This window comes from uncultured Aquabacterium sp. (genome assembly GCF_947366995.1).
In the GTDB taxonomy this organism is placed as follows: Bacteria; Pseudomonadota; Gammaproteobacteria; order Burkholderiales; family Burkholderiaceae_C; genus Aquabacterium.
Genome location: NZ_CANBCC010000011.1, coordinates 33,014 through 59,383, shown reverse-complemented (window position 1 = coordinate 59,383; position 26,370 = coordinate 33,014). Strand labels below are relative to the sequence as shown.

At 66.9% G+C, this 26,370-nt stretch carries 25 protein-coding genes; 10 read left to right on the top strand and 15 right to left on the bottom strand.

Features of this window, described 5'->3' with window-relative positions:
* Positions 1–59: 59 nt before the first annotated feature.
* A complete protein-coding gene (locus tag Q0Z44_RS05280) occupies positions 60–434 on the bottom strand; it encodes a hypothetical protein (protein ID WP_159099046.1) in 375 nt (124 codons plus the stop codon).
* A gap of 196 nt (positions 435–630) precedes the next feature.
* Between Q0Z44_RS05280 and Q0Z44_RS05275 the strand changes: the two genes are divergently transcribed.
* Both Q0Z44_RS05275 and Q0Z44_RS05270 read left to right on the top strand, forming a co-directional pair.
* The gene (locus tag Q0Z44_RS05275) at positions 631–1,044 is read left to right on the top strand and encodes a helix-turn-helix domain-containing protein (RefSeq protein ID WP_298011096.1); all 414 of its coding nucleotides are present in this window, start codon (positions 631–633) and stop codon (positions 1,042–1,044) included.
* Entirely contained in the window at positions 1,034–3,190 is a 2,157-nt protein-coding gene (locus tag Q0Z44_RS05270) for a VIT and VWA domain-containing protein (protein WP_298011095.1), read from the top strand. The genes Q0Z44_RS05275 and Q0Z44_RS05270 overlap by 11 nt, the downstream gene beginning before the upstream one ends.
* 4 nt (positions 3,191–3,194) lie before the next feature.
* On the opposite strand, the gene Q0Z44_RS05265 is transcribed toward Q0Z44_RS05270, so the two are convergent.
* The 3 genes from Q0Z44_RS05265 to Q0Z44_RS05255 all read right to left on the bottom strand — a co-directional run bounded on the left by Q0Z44_RS05265 (position 3,195) and on the right by Q0Z44_RS05255 (position 5,111).
* A complete protein-coding gene (locus Q0Z44_RS05265) occupies positions 3,195–4,073 on the bottom strand; it encodes an alpha/beta fold hydrolase (RefSeq protein ID WP_298011094.1) in 879 nt (292 codons plus the stop codon).
* A gap of 1 nt (position 4,074) precedes the next feature.
* Entirely contained in the window at positions 4,075–4,560 is a 486-nt protein-coding gene (locus Q0Z44_RS05260) for a MarR family transcriptional regulator (protein WP_298011093.1), read from the bottom strand.
* Positions 4,561–4,652: 92 nt separating this feature from the next.
* Complete coding sequence (locus Q0Z44_RS05255; protein WP_298011092.1) at positions 4,653–5,111, bottom strand: hemerythrin domain-containing protein; 459 nt, start codon at positions 5,109–5,111, stop codon at positions 4,653–4,655.
* Positions 5,112–5,332: 221 nt separating this feature from the next.
* Here Q0Z44_RS05255 and Q0Z44_RS05250 point away from each other — a divergent pair, with 221 nt between their 5' ends.
* Positions 5,333–6,124, top strand: coding sequence for a MipA/OmpV family protein (locus Q0Z44_RS05250; RefSeq protein WP_298011091.1), 792 nt, complete (start codon positions 5,333–5,335; stop codon positions 6,122–6,124).
* Here Q0Z44_RS05250 and gmhB read toward each other — a convergent pair.
* The 4 genes from gmhB to Q0Z44_RS05230 are packed head-to-tail and all read right to left on the bottom strand — an operon-like array spanning position 6,090 to position 9,223.
* Complete coding sequence (gene gmhB / locus Q0Z44_RS05245) at positions 6,090–6,707, bottom strand: D-glycero-beta-D-manno-heptose 1,7-bisphosphate 7-phosphatase (RefSeq protein ID WP_298011090.1); 618 nt, start codon at positions 6,705–6,707, stop codon at positions 6,090–6,092. The genes Q0Z44_RS05250 and gmhB overlap by 35 nt on opposite strands.
* A 1-nt stretch (position 6,708) precedes the next feature.
* A complete protein-coding gene (locus tag Q0Z44_RS05240) occupies positions 6,709–7,416 on the bottom strand; it encodes a nucleotidyltransferase family protein (protein ID WP_298011089.1) in 708 nt (235 codons plus the stop codon).
* A 2-nt stretch (positions 7,417–7,418) separates the two neighbouring features.
* Positions 7,419–8,012 (bottom strand): D-sedoheptulose 7-phosphate isomerase, encoded by a 594-nt coding sequence (locus Q0Z44_RS05235; protein ID WP_298011088.1) that lies wholly within the window; start codon positions 8,010–8,012, stop codon positions 7,419–7,421.
* Positions 7,997–9,223 carry a dehydrogenase gene (locus Q0Z44_RS05230; RefSeq protein WP_298011087.1) on the bottom strand — a complete coding sequence of 409 codons (1,227 nt, stop codon included), beginning with the start codon at positions 9,221–9,223 and terminating at the stop codon, positions 7,997–7,999. The genes Q0Z44_RS05235 and Q0Z44_RS05230 overlap by 16 nt, the downstream gene beginning before the upstream one ends.
* On the opposite strand from Q0Z44_RS05230, the gene Q0Z44_RS05225 reads away from it, so the two are divergent.
* Positions 9,222–9,551, top strand: coding sequence for a multidrug efflux SMR transporter (locus Q0Z44_RS05225; RefSeq protein WP_298011086.1), 330 nt, complete (start codon positions 9,222–9,224; stop codon positions 9,549–9,551). The two genes, Q0Z44_RS05230 and Q0Z44_RS05225, sit on opposite strands and share 2 nt — an antisense overlap.
* Positions 9,552–9,559: 8 nt before the next feature.
* Here Q0Z44_RS05225 and narL read toward each other — a convergent pair whose 3' ends face one another.
* A complete protein-coding gene (gene narL, locus Q0Z44_RS05220; protein ID WP_298011085.1) occupies positions 9,560–10,210 on the bottom strand; it encodes a two-component system response regulator NarL in 651 nt (216 codons plus the stop codon).
* Positions 10,207–11,685: an ATP-binding protein gene (locus tag Q0Z44_RS05215; RefSeq protein WP_298011084.1), complete on the bottom strand. Its 1,479-nt coding sequence runs from the start codon at positions 11,683–11,685 to the stop codon at positions 10,207–10,209. The genes narL and Q0Z44_RS05215 overlap by 4 nt, the downstream gene beginning before the upstream one ends.
* Between Q0Z44_RS05215 and Q0Z44_RS05210 the strand changes: the two genes are divergently transcribed.
* From Q0Z44_RS05210 to Q0Z44_RS05185, 6 genes are all read left to right on the top strand, one after another.
* Complete coding sequence (locus Q0Z44_RS05210; protein WP_298011083.1) at positions 11,666–13,219, top strand: PAS domain-containing protein; 1,554 nt, start codon at positions 11,666–11,668, stop codon at positions 13,217–13,219. The genes Q0Z44_RS05215 and Q0Z44_RS05210 overlap by 20 nt on opposite strands.
* A gap of 152 nt (positions 13,220–13,371) precedes the next feature.
* Complete coding sequence (locus Q0Z44_RS05205; protein WP_298011082.1) at positions 13,372–14,739, top strand: NAD(P)/FAD-dependent oxidoreductase; 1,368 nt, start codon at positions 13,372–13,374, stop codon at positions 14,737–14,739.
* Entirely contained in the window at positions 14,732–17,089 is a 2,358-nt protein-coding gene (locus Q0Z44_RS05200; RefSeq protein ID WP_298011081.1) for an aminomethyltransferase family protein, read from the top strand. Before Q0Z44_RS05205 ends, Q0Z44_RS05200 begins: the two co-directional genes overlap by 8 nt.
* A 51-nt stretch (positions 17,090–17,140) precedes the next feature.
* Positions 17,141–18,001, top strand: a complete 861-nt coding sequence (gene purU, locus Q0Z44_RS05195) for a formyltetrahydrofolate deformylase (RefSeq protein ID WP_298011080.1) — start codon at positions 17,141–17,143, stop codon at positions 17,999–18,001.
* A 77-nt stretch (positions 18,002–18,078) separates the two neighbouring features.
* Positions 18,079–18,837 (top strand): TorF family putative porin, encoded by a 759-nt coding sequence (locus Q0Z44_RS05190; RefSeq protein ID WP_298011079.1) that lies wholly within the window; start codon positions 18,079–18,081, stop codon positions 18,835–18,837.
* Between the two features lie 169 nt (positions 18,838–19,006).
* Positions 19,007–20,332 carry an ammonium transporter gene (locus Q0Z44_RS05185; RefSeq protein ID WP_298011078.1) on the top strand — a complete coding sequence of 442 codons (1,326 nt, stop codon included), beginning with the start codon at positions 19,007–19,009 and terminating at the stop codon, positions 20,330–20,332.
* 168 nt (positions 20,333–20,500) lie between these two features.
* Here Q0Z44_RS05185 and Q0Z44_RS05180 read toward each other — a convergent pair whose 3' ends face one another.
* The 5 genes from Q0Z44_RS05180 to Q0Z44_RS05160 are packed head-to-tail and all read right to left on the bottom strand — an operon-like array spanning position 20,501 to position 26,265.
* Entirely contained in the window at positions 20,501–22,528 is a 2,028-nt protein-coding gene (locus Q0Z44_RS05180) for a sigma-54-dependent Fis family transcriptional regulator (RefSeq protein WP_298011077.1), read from the bottom strand.
* A gap of 3 nt (positions 22,529–22,531) precedes the next feature.
* On the bottom strand, positions 22,532–23,572 hold the full coding sequence (locus tag Q0Z44_RS05175) for a DUF3445 domain-containing protein (RefSeq protein WP_298011076.1): 1,041 nt from the start codon (positions 23,570–23,572) through the stop codon (positions 22,532–22,534).
* A gap of 19 nt (positions 23,573–23,591) precedes the next feature.
* Complete coding sequence (locus Q0Z44_RS05170) at positions 23,592–24,551, bottom strand: PDR/VanB family oxidoreductase (protein WP_294638153.1); 960 nt, start codon at positions 24,549–24,551, stop codon at positions 23,592–23,594.
* Positions 24,548–25,114: a dimethylamine monooxygenase subunit DmmA family protein gene (locus Q0Z44_RS05165; protein WP_109038487.1), complete on the bottom strand. Its 567-nt coding sequence runs from the start codon at positions 25,112–25,114 to the stop codon at positions 24,548–24,550. Before Q0Z44_RS05165 ends, Q0Z44_RS05170 begins: the two co-directional genes overlap by 4 nt.
* Positions 25,115–25,146: 32 nt before the next feature.
* The gene (locus Q0Z44_RS05160) at positions 25,147–26,265 is read right to left on the bottom strand and encodes an aminomethyltransferase family protein (protein WP_298011075.1); all 1,119 of its coding nucleotides are present in this window, start codon (positions 26,263–26,265) and stop codon (positions 25,147–25,149) included.
* Positions 26,266–26,370 lie beyond the last annotated feature (105 nt).

Here is a 26,370-nt window from a genome sequence, read left to right as displayed (position 1 = left end):
GATCAAGTATGCCAGTGGAGGTGATCTTCTTCCTGGTGGCGACATGGGCGCCGTGAGGCTCACGCCGAGGCGCTGCCGCCTGGCATCAGCACGCCCAAGGCACGGCCCAGGGCGTCGACGCTCTCAACGGAAAATGCCCAGCCCGGCACACCGTCGTACTTGGTGCTGCTGCCTTTGTAGGGCTTGTCCCCTACGGACACACCGGGCAACGGCATGGCCGACTTGAGTCGATCCGCGTCATCCGGGTGAAGGACGAGCGGATCGGACGTCATCGCACGAGACGGGTCTGCCGCGAGCTTGACGGAAACCCAGTGCGTCATCGCCGGATGCTTCAGCCGCCACGACTTGGTGCTGCGGTTCACGCTCGTGATGTCTTGAAAACCGTGGCGGATCAGTTCTTCGCGCAGGACGTGGTTGTCGATCGAGTTCTTCATGGAGTGGAACGAGGGCAGTGACGTGAGACAGCCGCCGGGCATGGCCGGCTTGCCGAAGCGCGATCATGCCGGCCGATAGGCTCATGCGATGAGCCTCCGGATGCGTGACTCATCGTCCATACGGTGGATATGCACTGCGCTCACCTGCGTTTTAAGACACTTGCAAATGTCAGTCATGGTGTCATATATTGGTGGCGTGACGACGCAAACCTTCACCCTCGACGAGCTCAGCACCCTGTCCGGCTGCTCCCGGCGCACGGTGCGCTACTACATCCAGAAGGGCCTGCTGGCCCGCCCGGAGGGGGAAAAGCGCGGCGCGCACTACCTGTCCTCCCACCTCGACACGCTGCTGCGCATCCGGCAGCTCACCGAGGCAGGCATCTCGCTGGAGCGCATCCGCGAGGTGCTGTCGGGCGAGCCGCCTGCGGTGCCCCCGCGCCCGCACGCCTTTGGCGCCGTCGAGGTGCGCAGCCACATCCGCATCGCGCCGGGCATCGAGCTGCAGGTGTCGCCCGACGCCGCGCAGGCCACCCCCGAGCAGCTGCGCGCACTGGCCAGGGCCGTGCTGGCTGCATGGCAAGACATTCAGGAGGAAGACCATGAAGACTGAACACCCCACCCTGAGCACCCGCGGCGGGTTTGCGGCGCCGGTGCTGCAATCGGTGCAGGCCCAGGGCGAGCTCGACGGGCTGCTGCTGACGATGACGCTGCGGCAGGCCTTCCGCAACACCACGGCCGAGAACATGGAGGTGGTCTACACCTTCCCGCTGGCGTGGGGTGCCGTGCTGACGGGCCTGGAGGCCACGCTCGGTGGCCAGCGCATGAGCGGTCAGGTCATGGCGCGCCAGGACGCCCGCGACCGTTACGAGGACGCCGTGGAAAGCGGTGACGCGCCCGTGATGGTTGAAAAGGTCGAGGGCAACCTGTTCAGCGCGGCGCTGGGCAGCCTGAAGCCAGGTGAGGAGGCCGTCGTCGAGCTGCGCTATGCGCAGATGCTGGCCTTCGAGCAGGACCGCATCCGCCTGGTGGTGCCGACCACCATCGCGCCCCGCTACGGTGACGCCGTCGGCCAGGGCGGACTCAAACCCGATCAGGTGCCCTCCTCCGATCTCATGGCCGAGCATGGGTTCCGCCTCTCGGTCACGCTGCGCGGTGCGGTGGCACGCGCCCGCATCGGCAGCCCCACGCACGCAATCACCCAGCAACACGACGGCCACGCCGTGACGGTGTCGCTGCGGGGCCGGGCCTGGCTCGACCGCGATTTCGTGCTGCTGCTGGAGGGGCTGGCGGGCCACTCGTTCGCGCTGGCCGGGCCCGATGCCCGCAGCGGCGCGGGCCACACCGCGTTGATTGCCAGCTATTGCCCCGCACTGCCGGCCCAGGCCCCCACACCGCTGCGGCTGAAGATGCTGGTGGACTGCTCGGGCTCGATGGCCGGCGACAGCATGGACCAGGCGCGTGCGGCCCTGCGCCCGCTCGCCGCGCGGCTCACGCCCGACGACCAGGTGTCGTTCAGCCGCTTCGGCAGCCACACCGAGCGGGGGCTGCGGCCCGTGGCGGGCACGCCGCGCCATGTGGCCACCCTGCGCAAACACATCGACGCGCTGGAGGCCGACCTGGGCGGCACCGAGCTGGCCGAGGCACTGCAGGACACATTTGCCCTGCCGATGGAGCCCGTGCATGGCGCGGCCGAGGCCGACGTGCTGTTGATAACCGATGGCGAGGTGTGGGATGCGCAGCGCATCGTGGACGACGCGCGCCGCAGCGGCCACCGCGTCTATGCCCTGGGCGTGGGCAGCGCCCCGGCGGAGAGCCTGCTGCGCGAGATGGCCGAAGCCACCGGCGGCGCCTGCGAGTTCGCCACACCCCACGAGGACATGGCCGCGGCCGTGCAGCGCCTGCTTGCCCGCATCCGACTGGCCTGGCCGGTGCAGCCGCGCGTCCTGGCCGATGCCACGCCGCTGTGGTGCAGCCCGGTGCCGAGTCGCGTGGTGGCTGGCGAGACCCTGCATGTCTTCCTGCGCTTGCCCGCGCCACCCGCCCAGGCCCCCGCGCTGAAGGTGACCGAATTGCCTGCGATGCACGCCGCGCTGTCGGTGCGCCAGGACGACCTGGTGGCGCGCCTGGTGGCCGCGCGCGAGATCGGCCTGACGCCCGACCGCGACGCCGCCCGCGGCCTGGCCGAGCGCTACCAACTGGTGACGGACGAGACCAACCTGCTGCTGGTGATCGAGCGCGCCGAGGCAGACAAGACCGACGGCATGCCAGCCCTGCACACCGTGCGGCCCATGGTGGCGGCCGGATGGGGCGGAACAGGCACGGTGTATGCCGACGCGGCGCCGGATCTTCGCTTCTGTGCCTCCCGGGCGCCGGTGCGGGTTGCGTCGCAGGTGATGTACGACTGCCTGGACGTTGCATCCTTCGTGCCGCACACCCCTACCCCCGAGGAACTGGTGTCCGGCTTCAACGCCGCCGCCGTGCACCGACAAGGCCTGCGCCAGACGCTTCGTGCCCTGACGGCCCTCGACCTGAGCGACGACGTGCAGCGCGCCCTGGACGAGGCCACCGTGCGGCTGGGCAGCACCATCAAGGCCTGGGCGAGCTACCTGCTCTGGCTGCACGAGACGGGCTCGCCATCGCTGCGTCTGTCGGCGGAGGCGCTGGCCATGGTGCAAGGCCAAGCCCTGGGCTTCGATGTGGCAGCGCGGGCTGCACTCGAGCCGGTGTTCGCCAGCACGGTGGCGATCGTGACGTGAGGGCTCAGCCCCGCAGCGCCTGCCCGATCAGCGGCCACAGCGCCTGGTGCGACGAGCGGAACCAGTTGATGTGGCCGATGGCCTTCAGCCCATGCTCGCGCGGGGAGACACGCACGACCCGCTTGTCGGCCTGGGGCCAGGTGCGCATCAGGTCGGCCACCGTGGCCGGTGTGGCAATGTCGTCGTCGGTGGCATGGAACACCGTCACGGGCGTGCGGACCGCCGCATGGAAATCCCGATCGGGCTGGCGCTTGACCGCATTGGTGGCATAGCCGCCTGCCGCACACCACTGTCCCCACTGCGTGGCGACCGCAGCGGGCAGGTCTTCACCCAGGCCCAGGCGCGAACACGGGGCATAGCCCTTGAGCCGGATGCCGAGCGGAATGAAGGCCCTGAACGCCAGATTGGCCTGCATCCGGAAGCCCGGCCGCATCCCCTTGAACCAGCCTGTCGAGGCCGCCACGCCCACCACCCTTGCGATGCGGTCGTGGTTGGGCAACAGCCCGATCATCTGCCCGCCTGCGCTGTGCCCCACCAGCAGCACTTGAGGCTGGCCGGTGCGCGCCAGCAGCCAGTCGAGCGCGGCCACCTGGTCCTGCTGCCCCCATTCGGCCAGCGTTGCGCGGCAGGTTTTCAGCGGCCCCTGCAGCGACAGACCCACGCCGCGGTAGTCGAACACGAGCACATCGTGACCGTGCTCGGCCAGCCAGGCGGCGAAGCGCAGGTAGAACTGTTGGCGCACGCCGGTGGCCGGGCACACCAGCACCGGCAGCGGGCGGCCGGTGTCCACACCGGGCGCCGCGGTGACGAAGTGGCCGGCCAGCACAGTGCCGTCCGCGCAGGTGATCTCGACCCGCTCAGGGGCTTGAACAGGGGTGGACATGTCAGGATTCCTGGTCGTGAGGAAACGGCAGGCGGCGGACGTGCTCCAGCCAGCGCACCACGGTCGCGAGTTCGTCGTCGGTGAAGCCGGTGGCCAGTGCACGGTTGACGCGCGCCGTGCCTTCGCGCAGCGCGGGCAACAGGGCCTGCCCCGGCGGGCGCAGCCAGACGCGCTGTGTGCGGCGGTCGTCCGGACAGGCGCGCCGTTCGGCCCACCCCATCGCCTCAATGCGCTGCACCAGACCGGACACGGCGGGCGGCTCGAGGTCGAGTGCCTGCGCCAGTTCGCCCATGGTGGCACCGTCGCTTTTCGCCAGCATGAAGAGCGCGCCCGCCTGCGCGGGCGTCGGCACGGTCGCGCCCAGTTGCTCGGCAAGTTGCGCCTGACGCCCTGCCATCCACTGTTGCAGGTGGCGCTGGGCGGTGTTGAGCAGGAAGATCAGACGGGGCTTCTGGGCCACGAGGCGCACTCCGGACAGGGTTCGCATTTATTTCGCATGCGAAGTATATGCGGGTTCGATGTCGCGGGGAAGCGCTGTCGCGGGGTGGAGAAACTGTGCGTCTTGCGCCCGCTGGAGCGTCAGCGCAAGGTCAGGCCGCGACGCAGCACCACAGGCTTGCCGCCGAAGCGGCGCTTGGACATCCAGTGCGCCAGGGCCGAATCCAGGTGGTCGGCATGGCCGGGGAACCACGTGGCCAGGTGATCGACCAGATCACGGCAGAGTTCGACGTTCCCCGCGGCCAACTCGGCCTGCACTTCGTGCACGGACTTCAGCACGGCGGCGTGCTCGTCCATGTGGCAGCCTCGGGGCGGGAAGTCGGTCTCCTCCATCCACTTGTCTTCCATCTGGAAGTGCTGCTCGAGGTGGCGGGCCATCTCGTCCAGCAGCACGGGCAAGGCCGCGTCCTCGGCGGCCTGCAGACGCCCCGCGATGTCGACAAATTCCTCGTGGAGATGGTCCATCGGGTCGAAGCCCAGCAGGAATGCGTCGCTCCAGGCGAGGGCTTCCGGGGCGTCGGTCGATTCAGGTGGTGTCATGGGCATCGGGATGGCGAGGGCAGGAAGGGCCGGCGTTTTTGATCATACGGCGAAGGGGTCGCTCACGACACCGGGGCGGCCCTTGCGGAGAATGCCGGGCTGTGTCGAATCCCTCCTTCTCACGGCAGTCAGGTTAATATGACCCGTCGGTCGCGATGCGACCATTCATTCACGCCCGCATGTTGGGCCACTGGCCGTCTGCCACCCGGAAAGACAAGATCATGAAAGTCACTGGCCACCTCCTTTCCGCCCTTCTCCTCGTTGGCCTGGGCAACCTGGCGCATGCGCAATCGGAGTTTTATCGGCGTGTCACCCCACCCGGTGCACCGGAGGGCGGCATCGCGGGCGCGGCGGTGCTGGTGGGCCGCGAGTACCAGGGTTCCGACGAGGTGCGCGTGCGCCTGTTGCCGAGCATCGAGTACCAGTGGGCAAACGGTTTCTTTGCGGGCGGGCTCAATGGCGTGGGCTACAACGCGTCGTCCAGCCCTGACAAGGCATATGGGGTGCGCATCACGCCGGACTTCGGCCGCAAGGAGCGGCGCAGCGCCGTGCTGGAGGGGCTCGGTGACATCGACCCTCGCCCGGAGATCGGCGCCTTCTACAACTTCAGCCCCGCGCGCCAGGTGACCTTCAGTTCGTCGCTGCGGTACGGCAGCGGCAACAGCCGCAAGGGGCTGCTGGTGGATGTCGGCGCCAGCTGGAGCACCACTGTGACGCCGGCCCTGCGCGTTGCGACCACGCTGGCCACGACGTGGGCCAATGGCGAACATCTGCAGGAGTACTTCGGCATCACCGCCGCCCAGTCGACTCGCAGCGGTCTGGCCGCCTATTCACCGAGCGGCGGGTTGAAGGACGTTCGCCTCGGCGTTTCCCTCTTCTACCGGCTGACACCCGAGTGGAGCCTCACCGGGGCAGTGTCGCACTCCGAACTGGTCGGCGACGCGCGACACAGCCCCATTGTTGGCGAAAAGGGCACGGTCACGGGGGTGCTGGCGGTGGGGTACAGCTTCTGAGGCCGTCCGTTCGGATGTCAGGACAGCGCAGCGTTGCGTCACCACGCCTCGCCAGCCATCCCGGCACCTCTGCCAACGAGCCGAGAACCGGTATCGTCGGGTCGAATTCGGCCAGCGCCTGTGTCGCCTGCCCTTTCCCGGTCAGAACCAGCACAGGCTGGCAACCAGCACGCGCGGCCGCCACCATGTCGGTGAGCGCATCGCCCACGAAACAGACCGCCTCGGGGCGCTGACCAAAGTCGAGGCAGGCCTTCAGCAACATGCCAGGCTGGGGCTTTCGACATCCGCATCCGTGATCCGGATGGTGGCGGCAGTCGTAGATGCGGGCGATCTGTCCTCCGGCCGCATCCACCAGGGCTTCCAGCTTGCGGTGCATCTGGTCGAGCTCCGCGACCGGAATGAGGCCCTTCGCCACGCCGGCCTGGTTGGTGGCGATGACAACGTCGTACCCCGCACGGCACATGGTCGCGATGGCCTCGATGGCACCATCGATCGGCGTCCAGGCCTCGGCGCTGCGCACGTACAGCGGGCTGTCGTGGTTCACCACGCCATCGCGATCGAGGATGACCAGGGGGCGTGCCATGTCACCAGCGAAGCAGCGGCAGTTCCCGCTGGGCACGCTCGAAGTCTTCTGGCACACCGATGTCGATGAAGTAGCCACGGACGCGCGCGCCATAGGGCTTCAGGCGGGCAAGCTGGGGTTCGATGAAGTCATGCTCGAACGAAAAACGATCGGGCAGCGCATGCCCCTCGAAGAGGTCATGTCGCAGGCAGTAGACCCCAGCGTTGACCAGGCCGGGGCCCGTCGCCTCTTTCAGCCCGAAACCGACCACCACGTCGTTCGAGAGCTCGCAACGGCCATATCGCCCCGTGTCCTCGACGTCGCGGGTCAGAATCCCGAGTTGCTTGTGGGTCCGCGCCGTGGCGACGATGAAAGGCCACGGGTCGCATTCCAGCAGCGTGTCCCCATTGAGCGCCAGGGTGTAAGCGCCGGCGCTGAAGGAGAGCGCCTGCCGCAGCGCCCCACCTGTGCCCAGTGGAGCCGATTCGCGGCTGTACGAGATTTCGACGCTGCCGAAGCGGCCACCATAGCGTGCCTCGATGTGCTCGCCCAGGTAGCCAATGGACAGGATGACGTGCCGCGCGCCGACATGCTCCAGATGCCCGAGCAGGTAATCCAGGAAGGGGCGGCCCGCCACGGGTGCGAGCGGTTTGGGCAGATCAGGAACGGCTGACCTGAGGCGGGTGCCCAGACCGCCCGCCAGCACGATGGCTTCGAATGCGGCCGCCATGTTCAATCCTTGGGAAACATGATCTGCTCGACCAGCCCGCAGATCACGTGGCCGACCAGGATGTGGCACTCCTGGATGCGCGGGGTCGCGCGCGAGGGCATGCACAGGCAGGCGTCCACCTTGTCCTTCATCTGTCCCCCACTCTCGCCCGTCATGCCGACCGTGTAAGCCCCGATGGCGCGCGCCATGTCCAGACCCTTGATGACGTTCACCGAATTGCCGGACGTCGACAGACCGACCACCACATCCCCTGATCTGGCGCAGGCCTGAACCTGCCGCTCGAACAACTTGTCGTACCCGTAGTCGTTGCCGATGGCCGTGAGCACCGACGTGTCGACCGTCAACGCAAACGACGCCAGACCGGGCCGGTCGTAATTGAAGCGGCTGACGAACTCCCCTGCCAGGTGCTGCGCATCGGCCGCGCTGCCACCATTGCCCATGAAGAGGACCTTGTTGCCCTCGCGACAGGCCCGCGCGCAGCGCTGCGCCACTTCCAGGGCCTGATCAAGGATCTGCGGGTCTTCAACCAACCGCTGCTTGACCACGATGGACTCGGCCATCCACTCACTGGCCATCTCCCTCAACCGATCGCCCATGATTGCGCTCCATAAGGGGTGAAATGGAAGTTCATCAGTTCGCCCGGAAAGTGAGACAGCGCGCGCACGACGTCCAGGCGCTGGGCTGGCGACACGAAGAACATCATGAAACCGCCACCGCCCGCGCCGGAAATCTTGCCGGCATGCGCACCGGCATCGATGGCGCTTTCGTACACCTGCTCGATCAGCGGATTGGTGATCCCGGCCGCCATCCTCTTCTTTGCCTGCCAGGACCGCCCGAGGATGCCGGGATAACGCTCGAGGTCACCGCGAAGAATGGCCTCTTTCATGCTGGACGCGTCCGCCTTCAAGGCCAGCATGGCGTCGATGGCGTCGGCCTTTGCTTCGCGCGTGTTGTGGATCTGCTGCTCGATGATGCGGGCCGACTCGCGCGACTGGCCGGTGTAGTACAGCAGCGTGCTCGCCTCCAGTTCATTGATGATCCACGCCTTCACACGCAAGGGATTGACGAGCACCCGCCCGTCTGCGCCGAACTCGATGAAGTTGAAGCCCCCGAAGGCCGCGGCGTACTGGTCCTGCTTGCCCCCGGCCATCGCCAGGTCTTCGCGTTCGATCTGGTAAGCGAGTTGCGCGAGTTCGTACTCGCCCAAATCGAGCTTCAACCACTCCGCATAAGCCTGGAGCACGGACACCACCATGGTCGATGACGTGCCCAGGCCTGATCCCGCGGGCGCATCGGCAAACGTCGTGACCGTGCAGGACAGGGGCTTGCCGTCGTTGAAGTCCTGCACCACCCGCCGGTGAATGCCCCGATGCAGGCGCAGCGGGTCGTCGTCCACGATCGGCGCGTGGGCGTCAAGCACCACCTGTTCCTCCCGATCACAGGCGATCAGAACGAGCTTGCCATCTTCCCGCGGCTCCAGAATGGTATGGGCATAGAGATCGATGGTGGCATTGAGGACATGACCCCCGTGAAGGTCGCTGAACGGGCTCACGTCGGTGCCGCCTCCTGCGAGGCCGAGCCGAAGTGGCGCGCGTGATCGGATGACTTTCATTGGGGGCGGGCCGTGTCCTCGCGAAGGTGCGATGGCACACAGTGTCACCAGTCGTCCCGCACACTCCGGCCTTCCTGGGCGTTCTTTTGCGGTTGTTGCGACCTGAAGGCCACCTGTAGCTCCCTGAAACATGCACAAGGCGCTGGCGTGCATCTTGCGGAAGACCGCTTCCCTCATGCCATCTGCGACGCCCATGCCCACTGACTGGATCCTGCTCGTCCTCGCCGGTCTGCTCGAGACCGCCTGGCCCGTCGGGCTGCAACGCTCTCAGGGCTTCACCCGGCTGTGGCCTTCAATCTGGACGTTGGTGGCGATTGCAGCCAGCGTCGGGCTGCTCGGGCTGGCCATGCGCACCCTGCCCGCTGGAACCGCCTATGCCGTGTGGGCCGGCATCGGCGTGGCGGGCACGGCATTGCTCGACATCGTCGTGCTCGGCCAGCCCTTCTCGTGGAACAAGGGGGCGTTCATTGCCCTTATCCTGGTCGGCGTGATGGGCCTCAAGGCGCAGACACCGACCGCCTGATCACCCCGTCAACCCGGGGCCTGCACGAGTCGGAACTGCGGGTTCTGAAAGCCCCAGACCGCCGCTTCGAGCCGGCTGCGCACATTCAGCTTGCGCAGCAGATGCTTGATGTGCACCTTCACGGTGGTGTCGGCGATGCCCAGCACCCTGGCGATCTGCTTGTTGCTCATGCCGTCAACCAGAAGCCCCAGGATCTCGCGCTCGCGCTCCGTCAGGCTTCCCACATCGACCTGTGGCGGAGCCTTCAAGGCATCCACCAGCAGGCCGGCAAGGCAGCTCTCGATCACCGTGCTGCCTAGGACGGCGCGCTTGATGTTGAGGCACAGCTCCTCCGGCTCGAGGTCCTTGAGAAGGTAGCCGTCAGCACCGGCCCGCATCGCCTCCAGCACGTCCTTGCCATCGTCGGAGACGGTGAGCATCACACACCGCGCCGCGCAGCCCGCTGCCTTCAGGGCACGCAACACCTCGATGCCATTCATCTGTTTCATGTTGAGGTCGATGAGCACCAGATCGGGCTTCAGACTCAGGGCCAACGCGATGCCCGCAGGGCCATCGCCCGCCTGGCCCGCGAGGGTCAGGTCAGGGTCCCCCTGAACCAGCTGGGCCACGCCGCTTCGAAACAGCGGATGGTCGTCAATCAACAGGACACTGGACGTCATCGGTCATTTCCCGCGTGCGTGGGGGACGGCAGGCGCTCGGGCGAAAAGACCAGCCTGATGCGCGAACCGCCTCCCGGGCGTTCACCAAACTCCACCTCACCGCCCAGAGAACGGGCGCGCTCCTTCATGATGGACAGGCCGTGGTGCTGCCCATCCGTCGACGGAGAACCAAAGCCCTGCCCGTCGTCCTCCACCGTCACCGTGATGTGGTGACTGGGGTCAGGCCGGATCGTCACCCATGCGCGAGCAGCACCCGAGTGCCGCACGGTGTTGGACAGGGCCTCGCGGATGACCTGCATCACGTGGAACTCTTCGTTCACTTCCAGAGGACACAGGTCGAGCGCTTCTTCGAAAGCGATGTCCATGCCGCTGCGTTCGGACAGTTCATCGATCGTCTCCTGCACCGCTTCACGCAGGCCGCCCGGGCCCATTCGCACACGAAACGCGGCAATCAGCTGGCGCACCGTCTGGTAAGCATTCGACAGGCCCTTGCGCAGGTCATCGGCGGCACCTTTCACCTGAGGCGATGTCTCCTCGGACTGCATGGCCCGCTGCAGTTGCGCCACCTGGATCTTCATGAACGCGAGGGCCTGTGCCAGCGAGTCGTGGAGCTCGGCCGCAATGGCGCCACGCTCTTCCATCAGCGCGATGCGCCGGTCCTCGTGACTGCGCCACACGCCCGCAATCGCCATGGCACAGAGGTTGGCGAAGCTGTCTGCTGCCTGGAGGTGCGCCGAGCTCACATCGAACCCCGCCGCGAACTCGACAGCGAGCACGCCCACGGCACCGCGCTCGCCCTGCACAGCAACCACGATGGTGGGCGGGCCACCGTCATGGCCGGGCAGCACACGCGCCAGCCCTTCGCTGCGCAAGACGCCGTCCGCCCACGTGCCGGCACACTCGGGCAGATGCCGGGTGACGAGCGTTGCGCGCCATCCCAGAAGCCGCTGCACGTCCGTGCTGAGGCGCAGGGCCACGGTGCCCGCACCCAGCGCTTCCTGCAGCCACTGCATTGCCCGGATCAACGTCGACTCGTTCAACTCCGTGCGGCAGAACAGGCGCCCCGACTCCTGCATCAGCAACAGGGTCCTGGCCTTGAGCACATCGCCCGGCGTGCCTGGCGGGTTCGACGGCCCGGCACCAGCGCGCTGCCCGCCACCCTGCGACGCCAGACCCCGCCACATCGCCCAAAGGCCGGCGCCGACCAGCGCCAATGCCACACTGAGCAGCCAGGCAGGCAGCGCAGAAGGCGCATGCAGCGTGGGCGCAAGTTCACACGCGTCCACAACGGGCGCGGCCTGCTTCTTGCAAACAGCCTCCAGCGCCTGCGACGTGCGGGCGTGATCCCACCACATCGCCATGCCCAGCATCCACAGGATGAGCACGCACACCGCACACGCGGACACGACGGCCACCGGCACGCGGGGCCGCTCGACCGGGAAGGACCACCTCTCAGTGAAGGTTCGCATCATCATCACGCTCTACATCGGGCTGGCAGGACTGCTGACCTTCATCTCAACGGGTTGGCTGACTTCGTGGCATCCGATGGCCTCATGGCTGACGGCGGGGCTGGCCTTGGCCGGACTGGCGTGGGCCGGAGCACGGCAACCCGCTATGCAGCCCACCAGCACGGCGCCCGAGCAGGACAAGCAAGGTGCGGGCCAGAACCAGGCACATTGCCAACGCTGCATGCAGCCGGGTGAATCGTGGTCGGGCACCGTCCTGGACCAACTGCGCCTGAGCCTGTTGATCGCGGACGCAGGCGGCCACATCGAGTACACCAACGAGAGTTGGGAGACGCTCACGGGTCGCGCACGCACCGAGACGGTCGGGCAGTCGCTGTGGACCTTTCTGCACCCCGAGGACGCCGCGGGCGTGAGTTGGGGCTGCCGCCGGGTCGCACAGGGCGAAGTGCCGGAGTTCTGTCAGGAGGTGCGCGTGCTTGACGCGCGACGCAGGCCGGTGTGGGTGATGCTCCGGGCACGCCCTTGCGCGCTCGTGACGCCGGAATCGGGCAAGCTCGCCGTGACACTCGAAGAGATCACCCGCCGCAAGCGACTCGACGAGCAGCTGCGCTCGACACGCCACTACGTCAACACGCTGCTGTCCAATGTGCCAGGCATGGTGTACCGCTGCCGATACGACCCGTCCTACACGATGGAGTTCATCAGCGACGGATGCATGGAGTTGACCGGCTACGAGCCGGACGACCTGATCGAGAACCGTCGACTCGCCTACGCCAGCCTGATCCACCCGGAGGACCGCGCCTTCGTCTGGACGCAGGTGCAGGTGCATGTCGAGAAGCGGGCGGCCTACCAGGTCTCCTACCGCATCACCGACGCCACCGGGCGCGTGCGATGGGTATGGGAGCAGGGCCGGGGTGTTTACTCTTCGCATGGTGAGTTGCTCGCCGTCGAAGGCTTCATCACCGACGTCTCGGAGCGCAAGGGGGCCGAAGAGCGGGCAAAGCGAAAGATGTGGTTCGAGGCCCGCACGGGGCTGACCAGCAAGGCCATCTTCGATGCCCTGCTGAGCTGGAGCCTGCATCTCACGCGCATGGGCGGGCCCGTGGCCGCCGTGTTGCTCGTCGAGCTTCCGCAGGCGACCGCCGAGATCGAGCGCCTGGGCCTGGAACGGTTCGAACAGGCCCTGACACTCCAGGCCCGTCGACTGGTGCCTGCGGCCGGCCCCGGCGCTGTGTGTGCCTACCTGGGGCATCACCAGTTCGCGGTGCTCACCAGCGACTTCCGTCATCTGGGACAGGCTCGCGCGGCCGCGGATGCGAGGGAGCTGCTGCCCCTCGTGTCGCGCATGGCGCAAGGCCTGCTCGACGCCCTGATGGAGCCGGTGAGGCTGGACGGGCAGAACGAGCGCATCGATGTGGTGGTGGGCATCACCCTCACATCGCCTCGCTACAACGATCCGGATGCCTTGCTTGCATCCGCACAGAAGGCGGCAAGGGCCGCCGCAGAGCTGGGCAACGGCCACTGCGAATTCGCCGAGGAATGAGCGCCGGATCACCCTTACCACCTTTGGCGTAGCACCACGAGGGAATTGCGACGCGCCCCCTCTCCTTGCGACCATGAACCCAGTTTGAGAGGCCTGCACACCGACCCCGTGCAGCCTCGAATCCAACTGGAATCATGTGGAAAGGAAGAGAGATGACACGAGTTGCAGTGATTGGTGCCGGCCCGTCCGGCATGGCCCAGATGCGCGCCTTTCAGTCGGCCGCGAGCAAGGGCGCAGAGATCCCCGAGATCGTCTGTTTCGAGAAGGCCTCGGAGTGGGGCGGCCTGTGGAACTACACCTGGCGCACCGGGCTGGACGAGAACGGCGAGCCCGTTCACTGCAGCATGTACCGCTACCTGTGGTCCAACGGTCCGAAGGAATGCCTGGAATTCGCCGACTACACCTTCGACGAGCACTTCGGCAAGGGCATCGGCTCCTACCCTCCGCGGGCCGTGCTGTGGGACTACATCAAGGGCCGCGTCGAGAAAGCCAACGTCCGCCCATGGGTGCGCTTCGAGACGCCCGTGCGCATGGTGACCTTCGACGCGAAGACCGAGAAATTCACGGTCACCGCGCATGACCTGAAGACCGACACCATGACGTCGGAGCTGTTCGACTACGTGGTGGTGGCATCCGGTCACTTCTCGACCCCCAACGTGCCCTTCTTCCCCGGTCTGGACACCTTCAACGGCCGCGTGCTGCATGCCCACGACTTCCGCGACGCGCTGGAATTCAAGGACAAGAACGTGCTGCTGATCGGCCGCAGCTACTCGGCGGAAGACATCGGTTCGCAGTGCTGGAAGTACGGCGCCAAGACCATCACCACCTCGTACCGCAGCAAGCCCATGCCCTTCAACTTCCCGGACAACTGGGAACAGAAGCCGCTGCTGACCCACGTCGAGAACAAGACGGCCTACTTCAAGGACGGCACGTCCAAGGAAGTCGACGCCATCATCCTGTGCACGGGCTACCTCCACTACCTGCCCTTCCTGCCGGACGACCTGCGCCTGAAGACCGACAACCGCCTGTGGCCGCTGGGCCTGTACAAGGGCGTGGTCTGGGAGAAGAACCCCAAGTTGTTCTACCTGGGCATGCAGGATCAGTTCTTCACCTTCAACATGTTCGACGCGCAAGCCTGGTATGTGCGCGACCTGATCATGGGCCGCCTGTCTCTGCCGGCCACCACCGCCGAGATGACGGCCGACAGCCAGGCCTGGCGCAAGCGTGAAGAGGCCCTGACCACCGACGAATCGATGATCCGGTTCCAGGCCGACTACGTGCAGCAGCTGATCAACGCGACGGACTACCCGAGCTTCAACATCGAAGGCGTGATCCAGACCTTCCTGGTGTGGGAACAGCACAAGAAGGAAAGCATCATGACCTTCCGCGACCACTCGTACCGCTCGCTGATGACGGGCAAGCAGTCGCCGATGCACCATACACCGTGGAAGGATGCGCTCGATGACTCGCTGGAGGCCTACCTGGCCAACGGCGAAGCCAGCACGGGCACCCATGGCTGACGCGGCCATCCCTCTGGCCCCGCCGCGGGCCAGCATCCTGCGGCAACCCGGTCTGCCGGCTGACGCTCCTGGCAGCCGGCGCCTGGTGGTGGCGGGTCAGGGCGTCACGATGGCGCCGGTTCAGGCCGGCGACACCGTGGTGCTGACCAACCGCGAAGGCGGGCAGCGAGGCGAGGTGACCCTGGTCGACACACAGGGGCGGTTCGCTCCCGCCGGCCTCGGGCTCTCGCCCGAGACGCCGCGCTGTGTGCTCGGTATGCTCGACGATGCCGCGCATGCCGATGTGCGCCGCGTGCGGGATGCACTGACACGCCGCGGCGTGGCGCTCGCATCCATCGAAGGCCACGCCTGCTTTTCGCAAACCTCGCCGGCGGGTGAACAGATCGAGTTCACCGTTCAGCACGACGGACTGCTTCTGGTTGGCGCGCCGGCTCCGGACATGGCGGTGGACCTGACCGACACGGCTACGCCGATCGACGTTCACATCACGCGCGCCGCTGCAGACGCCGGGCCACCCCCGCTGCCCGAGCCCCTCGCAGTCCCGCTGCAGGACATCCGCATTGCCGCGGGCACAGCCCAGGCCTATGTGGTCAAGGCGGGGCAGTACATCCAGGTCATCGACGTGGAAGGCCGGCAGTGTTCCGACTTCCAGGCCTTTGCACTCGACAAGGTGCAACGTGGGCTGGACCGGGGCCTGGATGCCACCGTGACCCGCACCTTGCTGGGGCGCAGCTACCCCACGCCAGGCCTGCCCTCCAAGGCCTTCGACCGCGACTGCACACCGTTGATCGAATTCGTGCAGGACACCGTGGGTCGCCACGATGCCTTTGCCACGGCCTGCGGGCCCCGCTACTACGACGACATGGGCTACCCCGGCCATGTCAACTGCAGCGAGAACTTCAACCTGGCCCTGGCCCCATACGGTGTCGCCCCGCGCCCTGCGTGGGAGGCGATGAACTTCTTCTACAACACGGCGCTGGACGAGCACGAGCAGCTGCACCTGGACGAGCCCTGGTCACGCCCTGGCGACTACGTGCTGATGCGCGCGCTCACCGACCTGCTGTGCGTGAGCTCGTCCTGCCCGGATGACATCGATCCCGCCAACGGCTGGGAGCCGACCGACATCCACATCCGGACCTACGACGCCGCGTTGCAGTTCCCTCGCGCCATGGCGCACCGCATGACACCCGATGCCGAGCCTCGCATGACCCGAGAAACCCCCTTCCATCCCGCCACGTCGGCCCTCACGACGCACTACACGGACTACCGGGGCCAGTGGCTGCCCACGCGCTTCCTCAACGAGGGACCGGTCGCCGAGTACTGGGCGTGCCGCGAAGGCGTGGCCGTCATGGACCTGAGCGCGCTGCGCAAGTTCGAGATCACCGGCCCCGACGCCGAGCCCCTGCTGCAGTGGTGCATGACGCGGGACATCGGCAAGCTGTCCGTCGGCCAGATCGTCTACACCGCCATCTGCCATCCCCACGGCGGGATGATGGACGACGGCACGGTGTTCCGCATGGGACCCGACAGCTTCCGCCTGGTCTGCGGCGAAGACGTGACCGGCATCTGGCTGCGGGAACAGGCTCAGAAAATGGGCTACCGGGCCTGGGTTCGCTCGTCCACGGACCAGCTGTGCAACCTGGCCGTTCAGGGCCCCAAGTCGCGCGAGCTGCTCAGCCAGATCCTGTGGACCGCACCGGCCCAACCCACGATCGAGCAACTGCAATGGTTCCGCTTTGCGCCGGCCCGCATCGGCGGCTTCGAGGGTGAGCCGGTTGTGGTCTCCCGAACCGGCTACACCGGCGAGCTCGGCTTCGAGGTCTTCTGCCACCCGCGGCACGCGCAGCGCGTGTTCGACGCAATCTGGCAAGCGGGCCAACCGCTGGGACTGAAGCCCCTGGGCCTGGACGCGCTGGACATGCTGCGCATCGAAGCAGGCCTGGTGTTCGCGGGCTACGAGTTCTGCGACCAGACCGATCCCTTCGAAGCCGGCATCGGCTTCACCGTGCCGCTCAAGACCAAGGCCTGCGATTTCGTCGGTCGCGACGCCCTGGTGCGCCGCAAGGCCGCGCCCCGTGGTGTGCTGGTGGGCCTGGCTCTCGAGGCCAACGAAGTGGCCGCCCACGGTGATGGCGTCTACGTCGGTCGCGCTCAGGTCGGTGTCGTCACCAGCGGCATGTACTCCCCGACTCTGCAGCGCTCGATCGCGCTGGCGCGGGTCGATGCGCACTACGCCGAGCTCGGCACCGCACTGGAAGTCGGCAAGCTCGATGGACAGCAGAAGCGCCTGCCTGCCCAGGTCGTGCGCTTCCCGCATTACGACCCGGACAAGCTGCGCGTGAAGTCCTGAAGCCCGCCCTATCCCTCCCCTTGCAGACCGGTGCATCCGGCCAACCGAACCATGTCTGATCCCCGTACCTATACCCTCACCCTATCCTGCCCGGATCGCCTGGGCATCGTCGCCGCCGTGAGCCAGTTCGTCACGGCGCGCGGAGGCTGGATCATCGAAGCCAATCACCACGCCGAGCAGGAAGACAACGTCTTCTTCATGCGCCAGGTGATCCTGGCCGATTCGCTCAACTGCAGCGTGGCGCAGTTGCGGACTGCCTTCGAGCCGCTGGCCAAGTCCTTCGGCATGACGTGGTCCATCTCGGACTCCGCCGCGAAGAAGCGCATGGTGGTGATGGTCTCCAAGCAGGAGCACTGCATCTATGACCTGCTCGGCCGCTGGCATGCCGGCGAGCTGCCGGTCGACATCCCGTGCGTGATCTCGAACCACGAGACCTTCCGCGGTCTCGTCGAGTGGCACGGCATCCCCTTCCACCACGTGCCCGTCACGCCGGAGAACAAGCCGCAGGCCTACCGCCAGGTGATGGACATCTTCGACACCGCGCAGGCCGACCTCATGGTGCTCGCGCGTTACATGCAGGTGCTGTCGCCCGAGATGTGCGAGCGCTATGCCGGCCGCATCATCAACATCCATCACTCCTTCCTGCCGAGCTTTGTGGGTGCCAAGCCGTACCACCAGGCGCACGACCGCGGCGTGAAGCTCATCGGCGCCACCTGCCACTACGTGACGGCCGATCTGGACCAGGGTCCCATCATCGAGCAGGACGTCATCCGCATCGACCACAGCGACCTGATCAGCGATCTGGTCCGCTACGGCAAGGACATCGAAAAGGCCGTGCTCGCACGGGGCCTGCGCTTCCATCTGGAAGACCGCGTGATCGTTCACAAGAACAAGACCATCGTGTTCCGCTGAAACCGTGCACCGCGCACGGTGGCGCCACGCCCCGCTGAGTCCCTTCCCTCTGTTCTGGCTTGAGTTTGGAGATGTTCATGGCCTTGTCCTCTACCCCTCGCTTGACGCGAGTTGCCGCCGCCTGTGCTCTGGCACTGCCCCTCCTGGCCGGTGCCGAAACCGCGCCCTACACCTTGACCACCAATGTGGCCCTGGTGAGCGAATACGTGTTCCGCGGCATGACGTACTCGCAAGGTCGCGCAGCCGTACAGGGCGGCGCTGACTTTGCGCACCAGAGCGGCCTGTATCTCGGGGTCTGGGCCAGCAGCGTCAGCGGCGAGCCGCTGGGGGGTGCCGTGTCCGAAGTCGACTACTACGGTGGCTACACCGCGTCGGCGGGCGACTTCACCTACGACGTCGGCCTGCTTCAGTTCACCTTTCCCCGCGGCAAGCTGACCAACAACGTCAGCCTCAACACGCTGGAGGCGTATGGCAGCATCACCTGGAAGATGCTGAACCTGAAGTACTCCCGCACGATCGGTGACTACTTCGGCGTGAACGAGAAGTCCGGCTACCGCGCCGACTCGAAGGGCTCGGACTACATCGAAGCCAACATCAACTACGAGTTCCTGCCAGGCTGGACGGCCAATCTGCATGCGGGCCGGCAATCGGTGAAGGGCAGCAGCGAGTACAACTTCTCCGACTACAAGGTGGGCGTGTCGCGCGACCTGGGTGCGGGCTGGCTCGCCTCGCTCGCCTGGATCGACACGACGGGCGACACCGTCCTCTACACCTACCCTTCTGGCGTGAACGTGGCTGCAGCCAAGTGGGTGGCTTCGATCAAGCGCACCTTCTGAGGCGCCGCTCCGGATCCTTGCGGTGCGCCGCTCGGCGCGCTTCTTGCGACAGACCGACTGGCGCTCCCGCAGAACGCACCAGCGGGGTCCGCATTCGACACCCGTGGGGCATGACCGGTGCACCGGCTTGCCCCTCGCTCCCCTCAAGTTGCCCAATATGGAGCATCCGATGTCCACACCCTCTCTCGTCCGGCGCGGCATCACCGCCGTCGCGCTTGCTGCCTTCAGCACGGCCGTCCTGGCCCAGGCTCCGGCACCCACACCCACGCTCAACACCGGCGACACGGCCTTTGTCTTCGTGTGCAGCCTGGTCGTCCTGCTCATGACGCTACCGGGCCTGGCGCTCTTTTACGCAGGCCTCACCCGCGTCAAGAACGTGCTGTCCATGCTGATGCAGGTCTTTGCCGTCTCCAGCCTGATGGCGCTGCTGTACGCGATCTATGGCTACAGCCTGACCTTCGTCGACGGAGGAAGTCTGCAGGCCTTCATCGGCGGCACCAGCAAGTTCTTCATGAACGGCATCACCGTGGACTCGCTGCAAGGCACCGTGCCCGAGCTGCTGTACTTCCTGTTCCTCACGCTGTTTGCCGCCATCACGCCGGCCATCATCTGCGGGGCCTTCGCAGAACGCGTGAAGTTCTCGGCGGTGATGGTGTTCATGGTGGTGTGGCTCACCATCAACTACGTTCCCATGGCGCACATGGCCTGGGGCGGCGGCTGGGTTGCCGGCCTGATCCCGCAGGACTTTGCAGGCGGCAACGTGGTTCACGTGAACGTGGGCATCGCCTCGCTGGTCGCGGCCTGGATGGTCGGCCCTCGCCTCGGCTGGGGCAGCACCAGCATGGCACCGCACAACATGACGATGACCATGACCGGTGCGTCGCTGCTGTGGGTGGGCTGGCTGGGCTTCTGTGGCGGTTGCGCCCTGGCAGCCAACGGCTTTGCCATGTTGGTCGTGGTGAACACTTTCCTCGCATCGTGCGCCGGCGCCCTCTCCTGGATGGCAGTGGAATGGGTGCACCGTGGCAGGCCCAGCCTGCTCGGTCTGCTGTCCGGCTCGATCGCTGGCCTGGTGGCCATCACCCCGGCCTGCGGCTTCGTGGGGCCGATGGGGGCCATCGTGCTGGGCCTCATCGTCTCGCCGATCTGCGTGTGGGCGGTGGATGTGCTCAAGCCGCTGATGAAGCTCGATGACTCGCTGGACGTCTTCGGCGTGCACGGCGTCGGTGGCATCGTGGGCGGCCTGCTGACCCCGATCTTTGCCTTGCCGGCCCTGGGTGGTGTGGGCTTCGCCGAAGGACGTGACCTGGGTACGCAACTGGCCTACCAAACGGGTGCGCTGGGCTTCAGCATCCTGTACTCGGGCGTCACCAGCCTGGTCGCCTTCATGGTGGCCAAGGTGGTGTGCGGTGGCCTGCGCATCGACGAAGAGCAGGAAGTGGACGGCCTGGACGTCTCCTCGCACGGCGAGGTGGGCTACAAGCTGAGCAACTGAGCCAGCACCGGCCAATCTCGTTCAACCAGGCCGATGCCGCACACCGCGGCATCGGCCTTTTTTCTTTGCCAGCGCATCGCGGGAGCGGGCCGAAGGGGGGCGCGCCAAAGACAAAGGCCCCGCAACATCGGTTGCGAGGCCGGGCTCAGATCGGAAGAATGGGAACGCTCAGGAAGCGACCGGGATGCCGAGGCGGTGCAGCTTGCGGTACAGCGTGTTGCGGCTGATTCCCAGCACCTTGGCCACGCGGCTGACGTTCCAGCGGTGCTGCTCGATGAGCTTGAGCAGCGCCTCCCGCTCGCCAAGCTGAACGGGATTGAGTGTCGCCATGATGTCCTCGTCGGCATCGGCGTCCACGTCCATGGCACCTGCTGCGTCTTCCTGCGTCACCCCGCCAGCCGGCATGGCCTCTGCGGGAGCGGCCCACACCAGGCCACCAGGCTGGCATGTGGCCGGCATCTGGCGCTGCAGGAACGGCAGGTGCTCGGGCAACACCGTCACACCGTCCATCAGGGCGACCGCCGTGCGAAGCACGTGCCGCAACTGCCGCACGTTGCCGGGCCAGGCGTAGCCCATCAGCAGGGCGTCCGCTTCGGCGCTCAGGCGCACCTCGGCCCCGGCCTCTTCGGCCAGGATGCCCAGGATCAGGGCGCGCCGGTCGCTGCGCTCGCGCAGTGCGGGCAGGCTGAGCTCGATGCCGTTGAGGCGATAGTAGAGGTCTTCCCGGAAGCGGCCTTGGGCCACCAGCTCGGCAAGATCCCGGTGACTGGCACTCAGAAGCTGAAAGCTCACGTCCTGAGCCTCTTCCGATCCCAGGGGCGTGACCCGCCGCTCATCCAGCACGCGCAGCAGGCGTGCCTGCAGATCCAACGGCATGTCGCCAATCTCGTCCAGGAACAAGGTGCCCTTGTCGGCCTGCAGCACCTTGCCACGCCGGCCACTGCGCTGCGCACCCGTGAAGGCCCCGGCGCGGTAGCCGAACAGTTCGGCCTCGATCAGGCTTTCGGGGATGCTGGCGCAGTTCACGGCCACGAACTCGCCGGACGCATGCGGGCTGTGCTCGTGCACCAACCGGGCAAACACCTCCTTGCCGGATCCGGTTTCGCCGTGCAGCAGCACGGGAATGCCTTTCTTGATCACCTTGCAGGCGGTCTGCCAATGGCCCATCAGCCGGGGGTCGCCCAGCTTCTGCCCCACGGTGGCGTGCGGGTGCGGCGCCGACGCAGAGGAGGACTCGTCGCGTGGAGCCAGGGCTCGCCGGGATGTCGCCGACGACGGCTCCACACCCGCCGGCCGCCGGGCCAGGGCGAAGTACCGGTTCGAGCCGCTGACCTTGAAGGTGACGACCGGATGGAAGGACGCCTGGGCGCTGCGCTCGATGAGGTCGTCCAGCGACGTCTCGAACACCTCGTCCAGCCGCATGCCGATCAGGTCCATGGCGGCCGTTCGCCCGAGCTGGAAGAGCGCGCTGCGGTTGACCGCCAGGATCTGGCCGTCCGGCGCCACGGCAAGCCGGCCTTCATGCAGGGTGTGGATGAACTCCGGCCGGGTATGGAAGTGAACCGGGCAGGCGTGCGGAAAGGACCGGTCCAGCAGGCGGTTCTCGATCATGCGGGCCGTCATGTCGAGCAGGACCAGCACATGCTGCTGAGGCATGAGCGAACGGCTCGTCACATCCAGCACGCCGGCGGGTTGGCCCTCGGCATTGACCAGGGGCACGGCGGCGCAGGTCAGCGATCGGAAAGGGGGGAAGAAGTGCTCTTCGCGATGGATGGTCACGGCCCGGTTGGCCGCCAGGCAGGTGCCCATGCCGTTGGTACCGGCCTGCGCCTCGCTCCAGACGGCCCCCACGCGAAAGCCCATGTCGTCGAGGTCCCGCCCGAACTCGGGCGAGGCCACCATGTGCACGATCATTCCGTCGGTGTCGGTCAGCACCACGGTGGAAAACGGGTCGGCCAGCTGCTGGAACAGCGTGGTCATCTCATGGCGTGCGCAGGCGACGAGATCGGACAGTCGCGCCTGACGCTCGGCCAGCAAGGCCCCGTCATAGCACAGCGGGCGCGGCCGGCCGTCCGGGCGCAGGCCGTGTGCTTCGATGCAGCGCGCCCAGGACTGGCTCGCCACATCGCTCATGCTCAAGGCCTGCGCGCCTCGGGCCATCACCGTGTCAGCCCGGGGCGAGAGGACGGCGCTCATGGCTCACTCCGGCTGGGTGCCCGGACGCAGATCCCGTCCGTCATCGAACTGCGAGAGCCACGTCACCGCCGTGGGCAGATAGCGGGTGAGCCCCTTGTACTCGGCCAGGGGTGCAGGCAGCGAGCCCAGCACCCGGTGCAGGCGGGCGCCCCAGCGCGGCTGGGTGCACAGCTCTTCCAGGCTGGCCAGGTAGCAGCGGATGCTGAAAAGCATGCCGTTGCTGCGGGGCAGGCGGAACATGGTCTGCAGCTCCACGCGCAGGTGCACCTTCTTGCCGACGTTGTCCGGTGTGACGGAGGTCCGGTCGGTCCCCCATTCCGGATAGGTCTCGGGCGAGGTGTCCAGCCGCGGGTTGACCGTCATCGTCCAGTTCAGACGCCGTACCGGACGCCCCTGTTGCAGCATCATCAGGTACTTCAGCGCGCGGTCGAACACGCCCATGTCGTGCGCCAGCGGAACGGGTGCATGCCATTGGTGGAAGCTCATGCCGACGTCGAAGCTGAGCGACCAGTCGGCCTGGGACGTCACCATCGCGGCATCGGCGAAGAGGGTGCCTTCGCGCTGGTCCAGCACCACGAAGTCGCCCTGAACCTGGCGGGTGATGTACTCCAGCGGCCCCTGGGGCAGCGTGCTGGCATCACCGAAGATGAAGTCCTGGCGCAGCCCGAGCGGCCGGTTGGTCCACACCCAGCGGTTGCCGTCGCGCAGCAGGGCGAAGTGCTGCGGGTAGTCGGCCGCCAGCGAGGTCATCAGCAGCTCCAGCGTGTCCCACTCGGCCTCGATCATGTGCGGCAGGCTGGCACAGCGGCCCGGATCCCGCGCCAGGGTGATCGCCCGGTCCCGGCATTCGGCCACATAGTGCTCGTCGATGTCGAACGCGTGCTCGTACACCGATCCCACCGGGCCCGGCACATGGGGCTCCATGTTGACCGAGTACATGTAGCTGTCCTGCGGGAAGGGCAGCGGGAAGCGCCGGATGGCCTCCGGTGAATTCTTGAACGTGTAGTCGTCCCGAAACGATTCCTGGGCGAAGGCGAGGGTCATGATGAGGCCTTGGTTGAGTTCAGAGGTCCAGGGTCAGGCAGGCGCCCTTGAAGCGCGACACACAGGGCATGACGAGCTTGCCGGCCTGCTTGTCGGCATCGCTCAGGTAGACGTCGTGGTGCAGCAGCTCGCCATCGGCCGAGAGCACCGGGGTCTCGCACTGCCCGCAGGCGCCGCCGCGGCACAAGGCGTTGACCGGTGCACCGCATTGCTCAAGCGCCTCGAGCAGGGACAGGTCGGCCGGCACGGTGATGCGCTGGCCGCTGCGGGCCAGCAGCACATCAAAGGGCTCGCCCGGCTCGGCCGATGCGAAACGTTCGCTGTGGAGGTTGGTGGCGGGCCAACCCATGGCGGCCCCGCCCTCCATCGCGGCGCTCACCATGGGGGTCGGGCCACAGATGTAGAAATGCGTGCCCAGGCGGCGACCGGCAAACAGCGTCTTGAAATCGATGCGCACGCCCTGGCTTTCATCGTAGTGGTGCACCTTGCCCGGTGCCAGGGCCTCCAGCTCGGCGACGTAAGCCGCGTGCGCCGGCGAGCGCCAGGCGTAATGCACCTCGAAATCGGCCCCGCGTCGGGCCAGCTCGCGGGCCTGGGACAGGATCGGTGTGACCCCGATGCCACCGGCCACGAGCAGGTGGCTGCGGGCCGTGCTGATCAGCGGGAACAGGTTCATCGGCGCGGTGATGTCGAGGCGATCCCCCACGCGAGCCTGTTCATGCAGCCAGGCCGAACCACCCCGCGAGGGCTCCTGCCGGCGCACGGCGATGCGCCAGCTCATGCGCTCGTTGGGGTCGCCCAGCAGGGAGTAGGGGTTGCGGCGCGGACGCTCGCCTGCCGGCACGCTGACGACCACATGGCTGCCAGCCGAGTACAGCGGGAAGGGCTGCCCGTCCGCACGGCGGAAGGTGAATTCGCGAATGCCCGATGCCACATCCCGGACGGCATCGATGACCACGTGAAAGGACGACTCGTTCATGACTGAAATGGCTCCGCTTCGGGGATGAGCCCGGGTTCCTCGGCATCGATCTGGAAGGCCATGTAGGCGCCCAGCTGACGGGAGAAGTGATCACGCACGAACAGCGTGCGGCCGCATCCGCTGCAAGGGGCAACGGTCGCCGTGACATCCGGCGTGGTGGTGCGGCAGTGCACGCAGAACATGGGCCGAGCCGGCGCCCCCGCACGCTCACGCTGGATCTCGGCCTCGCCCAGTCCGGCCTTGGCGGCACGGCGCGAGGCCTCCCAGACCAGGTGTTCGTTGCCCAGCAGGTACAGGCGACAGCCCATGCTGGCGCGCTCCAGCTCGGCCGACAGCACGTCCAGGCCCGCCTCCAGGTCCGAGGCCACGGCGCAGGGCACGCTGACCCGAAGGTCGAGCTCTGCGCCTTCCGGCGAACGTCCGACGACGATCACCGACAGGGCCGAAGGCAGATCGTCCAGCAGCCGGGAGATCTGGCCCGCGTGCGCGGCTTCGACCAGCAGGATGTGCCGGAGACCGGATGGATCCCACTGCAAGGGCTTGTAGACGGGGGTGCTGTACATGCTGTGACCCGGTAAGGGCAGAAGGTTGGAGATCAGGCCAGCTTTTCGGGATGGGTGCGCAGGCGACGGGGGTCGTAGAACGGCGTGCGGACCACGGTGGCCTTGAAGTCGCCCGATTGGCTGCGCACGGTCAGGCTGGTGCCCAGCTTCAGGTGGGTGGGCTTGAGGTGCACCATGGCCAGCGACTGCATCAGCAGGCGGCTGTAGCTGGCGGTGGTCACGACACCGACCTGCTGCGACCCGTCGAAGATGGGCGCGCCCGCTTCCACAGCGGCGTGGTGGTCCACATGCAGACCGGCCTGCTTCACACGCTCGCGGCCCTTGAGGTGAGCCAGGGCCTGCTTGCCGATGAAGTCGGCCTTCTTGTCGAGGTCGACGGCCCAGTCCATGTTGACTTCCCACGGCGTGGTGTCGCCTTCCGGCATCTCGAACGGGAAGAACAGCAGGCCGCCTTCCACGCGGGTCAGCTCCAGGGCGTTCCACGACGCCGGGATCACGCCGAAGGGCTTGCCTGCTTCCAGGATGCTGTCCCACAGGAAGACGGCGTCGGCGCGGCTGCAGTACACCTCGTAGCCCAGCTCGCCCGAGTAGCCGCCGCGGCCGATGATCACCTGCTTGCCGAAGATGGTCGTGGGGAAGTGGTTGAAGTAGGGCAGCCCGGTCAGGTCGCCGGCCACATGGGGGGCCAGCACATCACGCGACAGCGGGCCTTGCAGCGACAGGATGTGAACGTCCTGGTCGGACACGATCTCCACCTGCTTGCCTTCGGCCAGGCGAGCCAGGGTCTGCGGTGTGGCGCCGCTGCCATGCGACACGCGGAAGCGATCGGCTGCATCGCGCATCACCATGATGTCGTCGACCAGCGCGCCGCTTTCATTGACCTCGGCCGACAGACGCGCCGTGCCCGGCTTCAGGCGGGTGATGTCGATGGCCAGCATCTGGTCCAGCACCGCTTCGGCATCCGGGCCGCTGACCTGAACGATGTTCAGGGCGGACACGTCGTACAGCGCAGCGCGGGTGCGGGTGGCGATCACCTCCTCATGGGCGTCGCGGTTGTAGCTCCATGGGATCGGCATGTTGTTCCAGGTGTCGCCGTCCAGCTTCGAGCCAAGTTGACGATGGCGCTCATTGAGCACGGAGTTCCGTTGCATTGCGTGTCCTCGTTGGTATCCAGATCAGATGGATTCATTGTGGAGATCCGCCTTGCCGGAGGAAATTGTCGGGAGGGGGTACCGCTTTGGTGGTAGTGGCCTGTC

Coding starts and splice junctions, on each gene's coding strand:
- Q0Z44_RS05280 (WP_159099046.1), bottom strand. CDS start 434: ATGAAGAACTCGATCGACAACCACGTCCTGCGCGAAGAACTGATCCGC.
- Q0Z44_RS05270 (WP_298011095.1), top strand. CDS start 1,034: ATGAAGACTGAACACCCCACCCTGAGCACCCGCGGCGGGTTTGCGGCG.
- Q0Z44_RS05265 (WP_298011094.1), bottom strand. CDS start 4,073: ATGTCCACCCCTGTTCAAGCCCCTGAGCGGGTCGAGATCACCTGCGCG.
- Q0Z44_RS05260 (WP_298011093.1), bottom strand. CDS start 4,560: ATGCGAACCCTGTCCGGAGTGCGCCTCGTGGCCCAGAAGCCCCGTCTG.
- Q0Z44_RS05255 (WP_298011092.1), bottom strand. CDS start 5,111: ATGACACCACCTGAATCGACCGACGCCCCGGAAGCCCTCGCCTGGAGC.
- Q0Z44_RS05250 (WP_298011091.1), top strand. CDS start 5,333: ATGAAAGTCACTGGCCACCTCCTTTCCGCCCTTCTCCTCGTTGGCCTG.
- gmhB (WP_298011090.1), bottom strand. CDS start 6,707: ATGGCACGCCCCCTGGTCATCCTCGATCGCGATGGCGTGGTGAACCAC.
- Q0Z44_RS05240 (WP_298011089.1), bottom strand. CDS start 7,416: ATGGCGGCCGCATTCGAAGCCATCGTGCTGGCGGGCGGTCTGGGCACC.
- Q0Z44_RS05235 (WP_298011088.1), bottom strand. CDS start 8,012: ATGGGCGATCGGTTGAGGGAGATGGCCAGTGAGTGGATGGCCGAGTCC.
- Q0Z44_RS05225 (WP_298011086.1), top strand. CDS start 9,222: ATGCCCACTGACTGGATCCTGCTCGTCCTCGCCGGTCTGCTCGAGACC.
- Q0Z44_RS05230 (WP_298011087.1), bottom strand. CDS start 9,223: ATGGGCGTCGCAGATGGCATGAGGGAAGCGGTCTTCCGCAAGATGCAC.
- narL (WP_298011085.1), bottom strand. CDS start 10,210: ATGACGTCCAGTGTCCTGTTGATTGACGACCATCCGCTGTTTCGAAGC.
- Q0Z44_RS05215 (WP_298011084.1), bottom strand. CDS start 11,685: ATGATGATGCGAACCTTCACTGAGAGGTGGTCCTTCCCGGTCGAGCGG.
- Q0Z44_RS05205 (WP_298011082.1), top strand. CDS start 13,372: ATGACACGAGTTGCAGTGATTGGTGCCGGCCCGTCCGGCATGGCCCAG.
- Q0Z44_RS05200 (WP_298011081.1), top strand. CDS start 14,732: ATGGCTGACGCGGCCATCCCTCTGGCCCCGCCGCGGGCCAGCATCCTG.
- purU (WP_298011080.1), top strand. CDS start 17,141: ATGTCTGATCCCCGTACCTATACCCTCACCCTATCCTGCCCGGATCGC.
- Q0Z44_RS05190 (WP_298011079.1), top strand. CDS start 18,079: ATGGCCTTGTCCTCTACCCCTCGCTTGACGCGAGTTGCCGCCGCCTGT.
- Q0Z44_RS05185 (WP_298011078.1), top strand. CDS start 19,007: ATGTCCACACCCTCTCTCGTCCGGCGCGGCATCACCGCCGTCGCGCTT.
- Q0Z44_RS05180 (WP_298011077.1), bottom strand. CDS start 22,528: ATGAGCGCCGTCCTCTCGCCCCGGGCTGACACGGTGATGGCCCGAGGC.
- Q0Z44_RS05175 (WP_298011076.1), bottom strand. CDS start 23,572: ATGACCCTCGCCTTCGCCCAGGAATCGTTTCGGGACGACTACACGTTC.
- Q0Z44_RS05170 (WP_294638153.1), bottom strand. CDS start 24,551: ATGAACGAGTCGTCCTTTCACGTGGTCATCGATGCCGTCCGGGATGTG.
- Q0Z44_RS05165 (WP_109038487.1), bottom strand. CDS start 25,114: ATGTACAGCACCCCCGTCTACAAGCCCTTGCAGTGGGATCCATCCGGT.
- Q0Z44_RS05160 (WP_298011075.1), bottom strand. CDS start 26,265: ATGCAACGGAACTCCGTGCTCAATGAGCGCCATCGTCAACTTGGCTCG.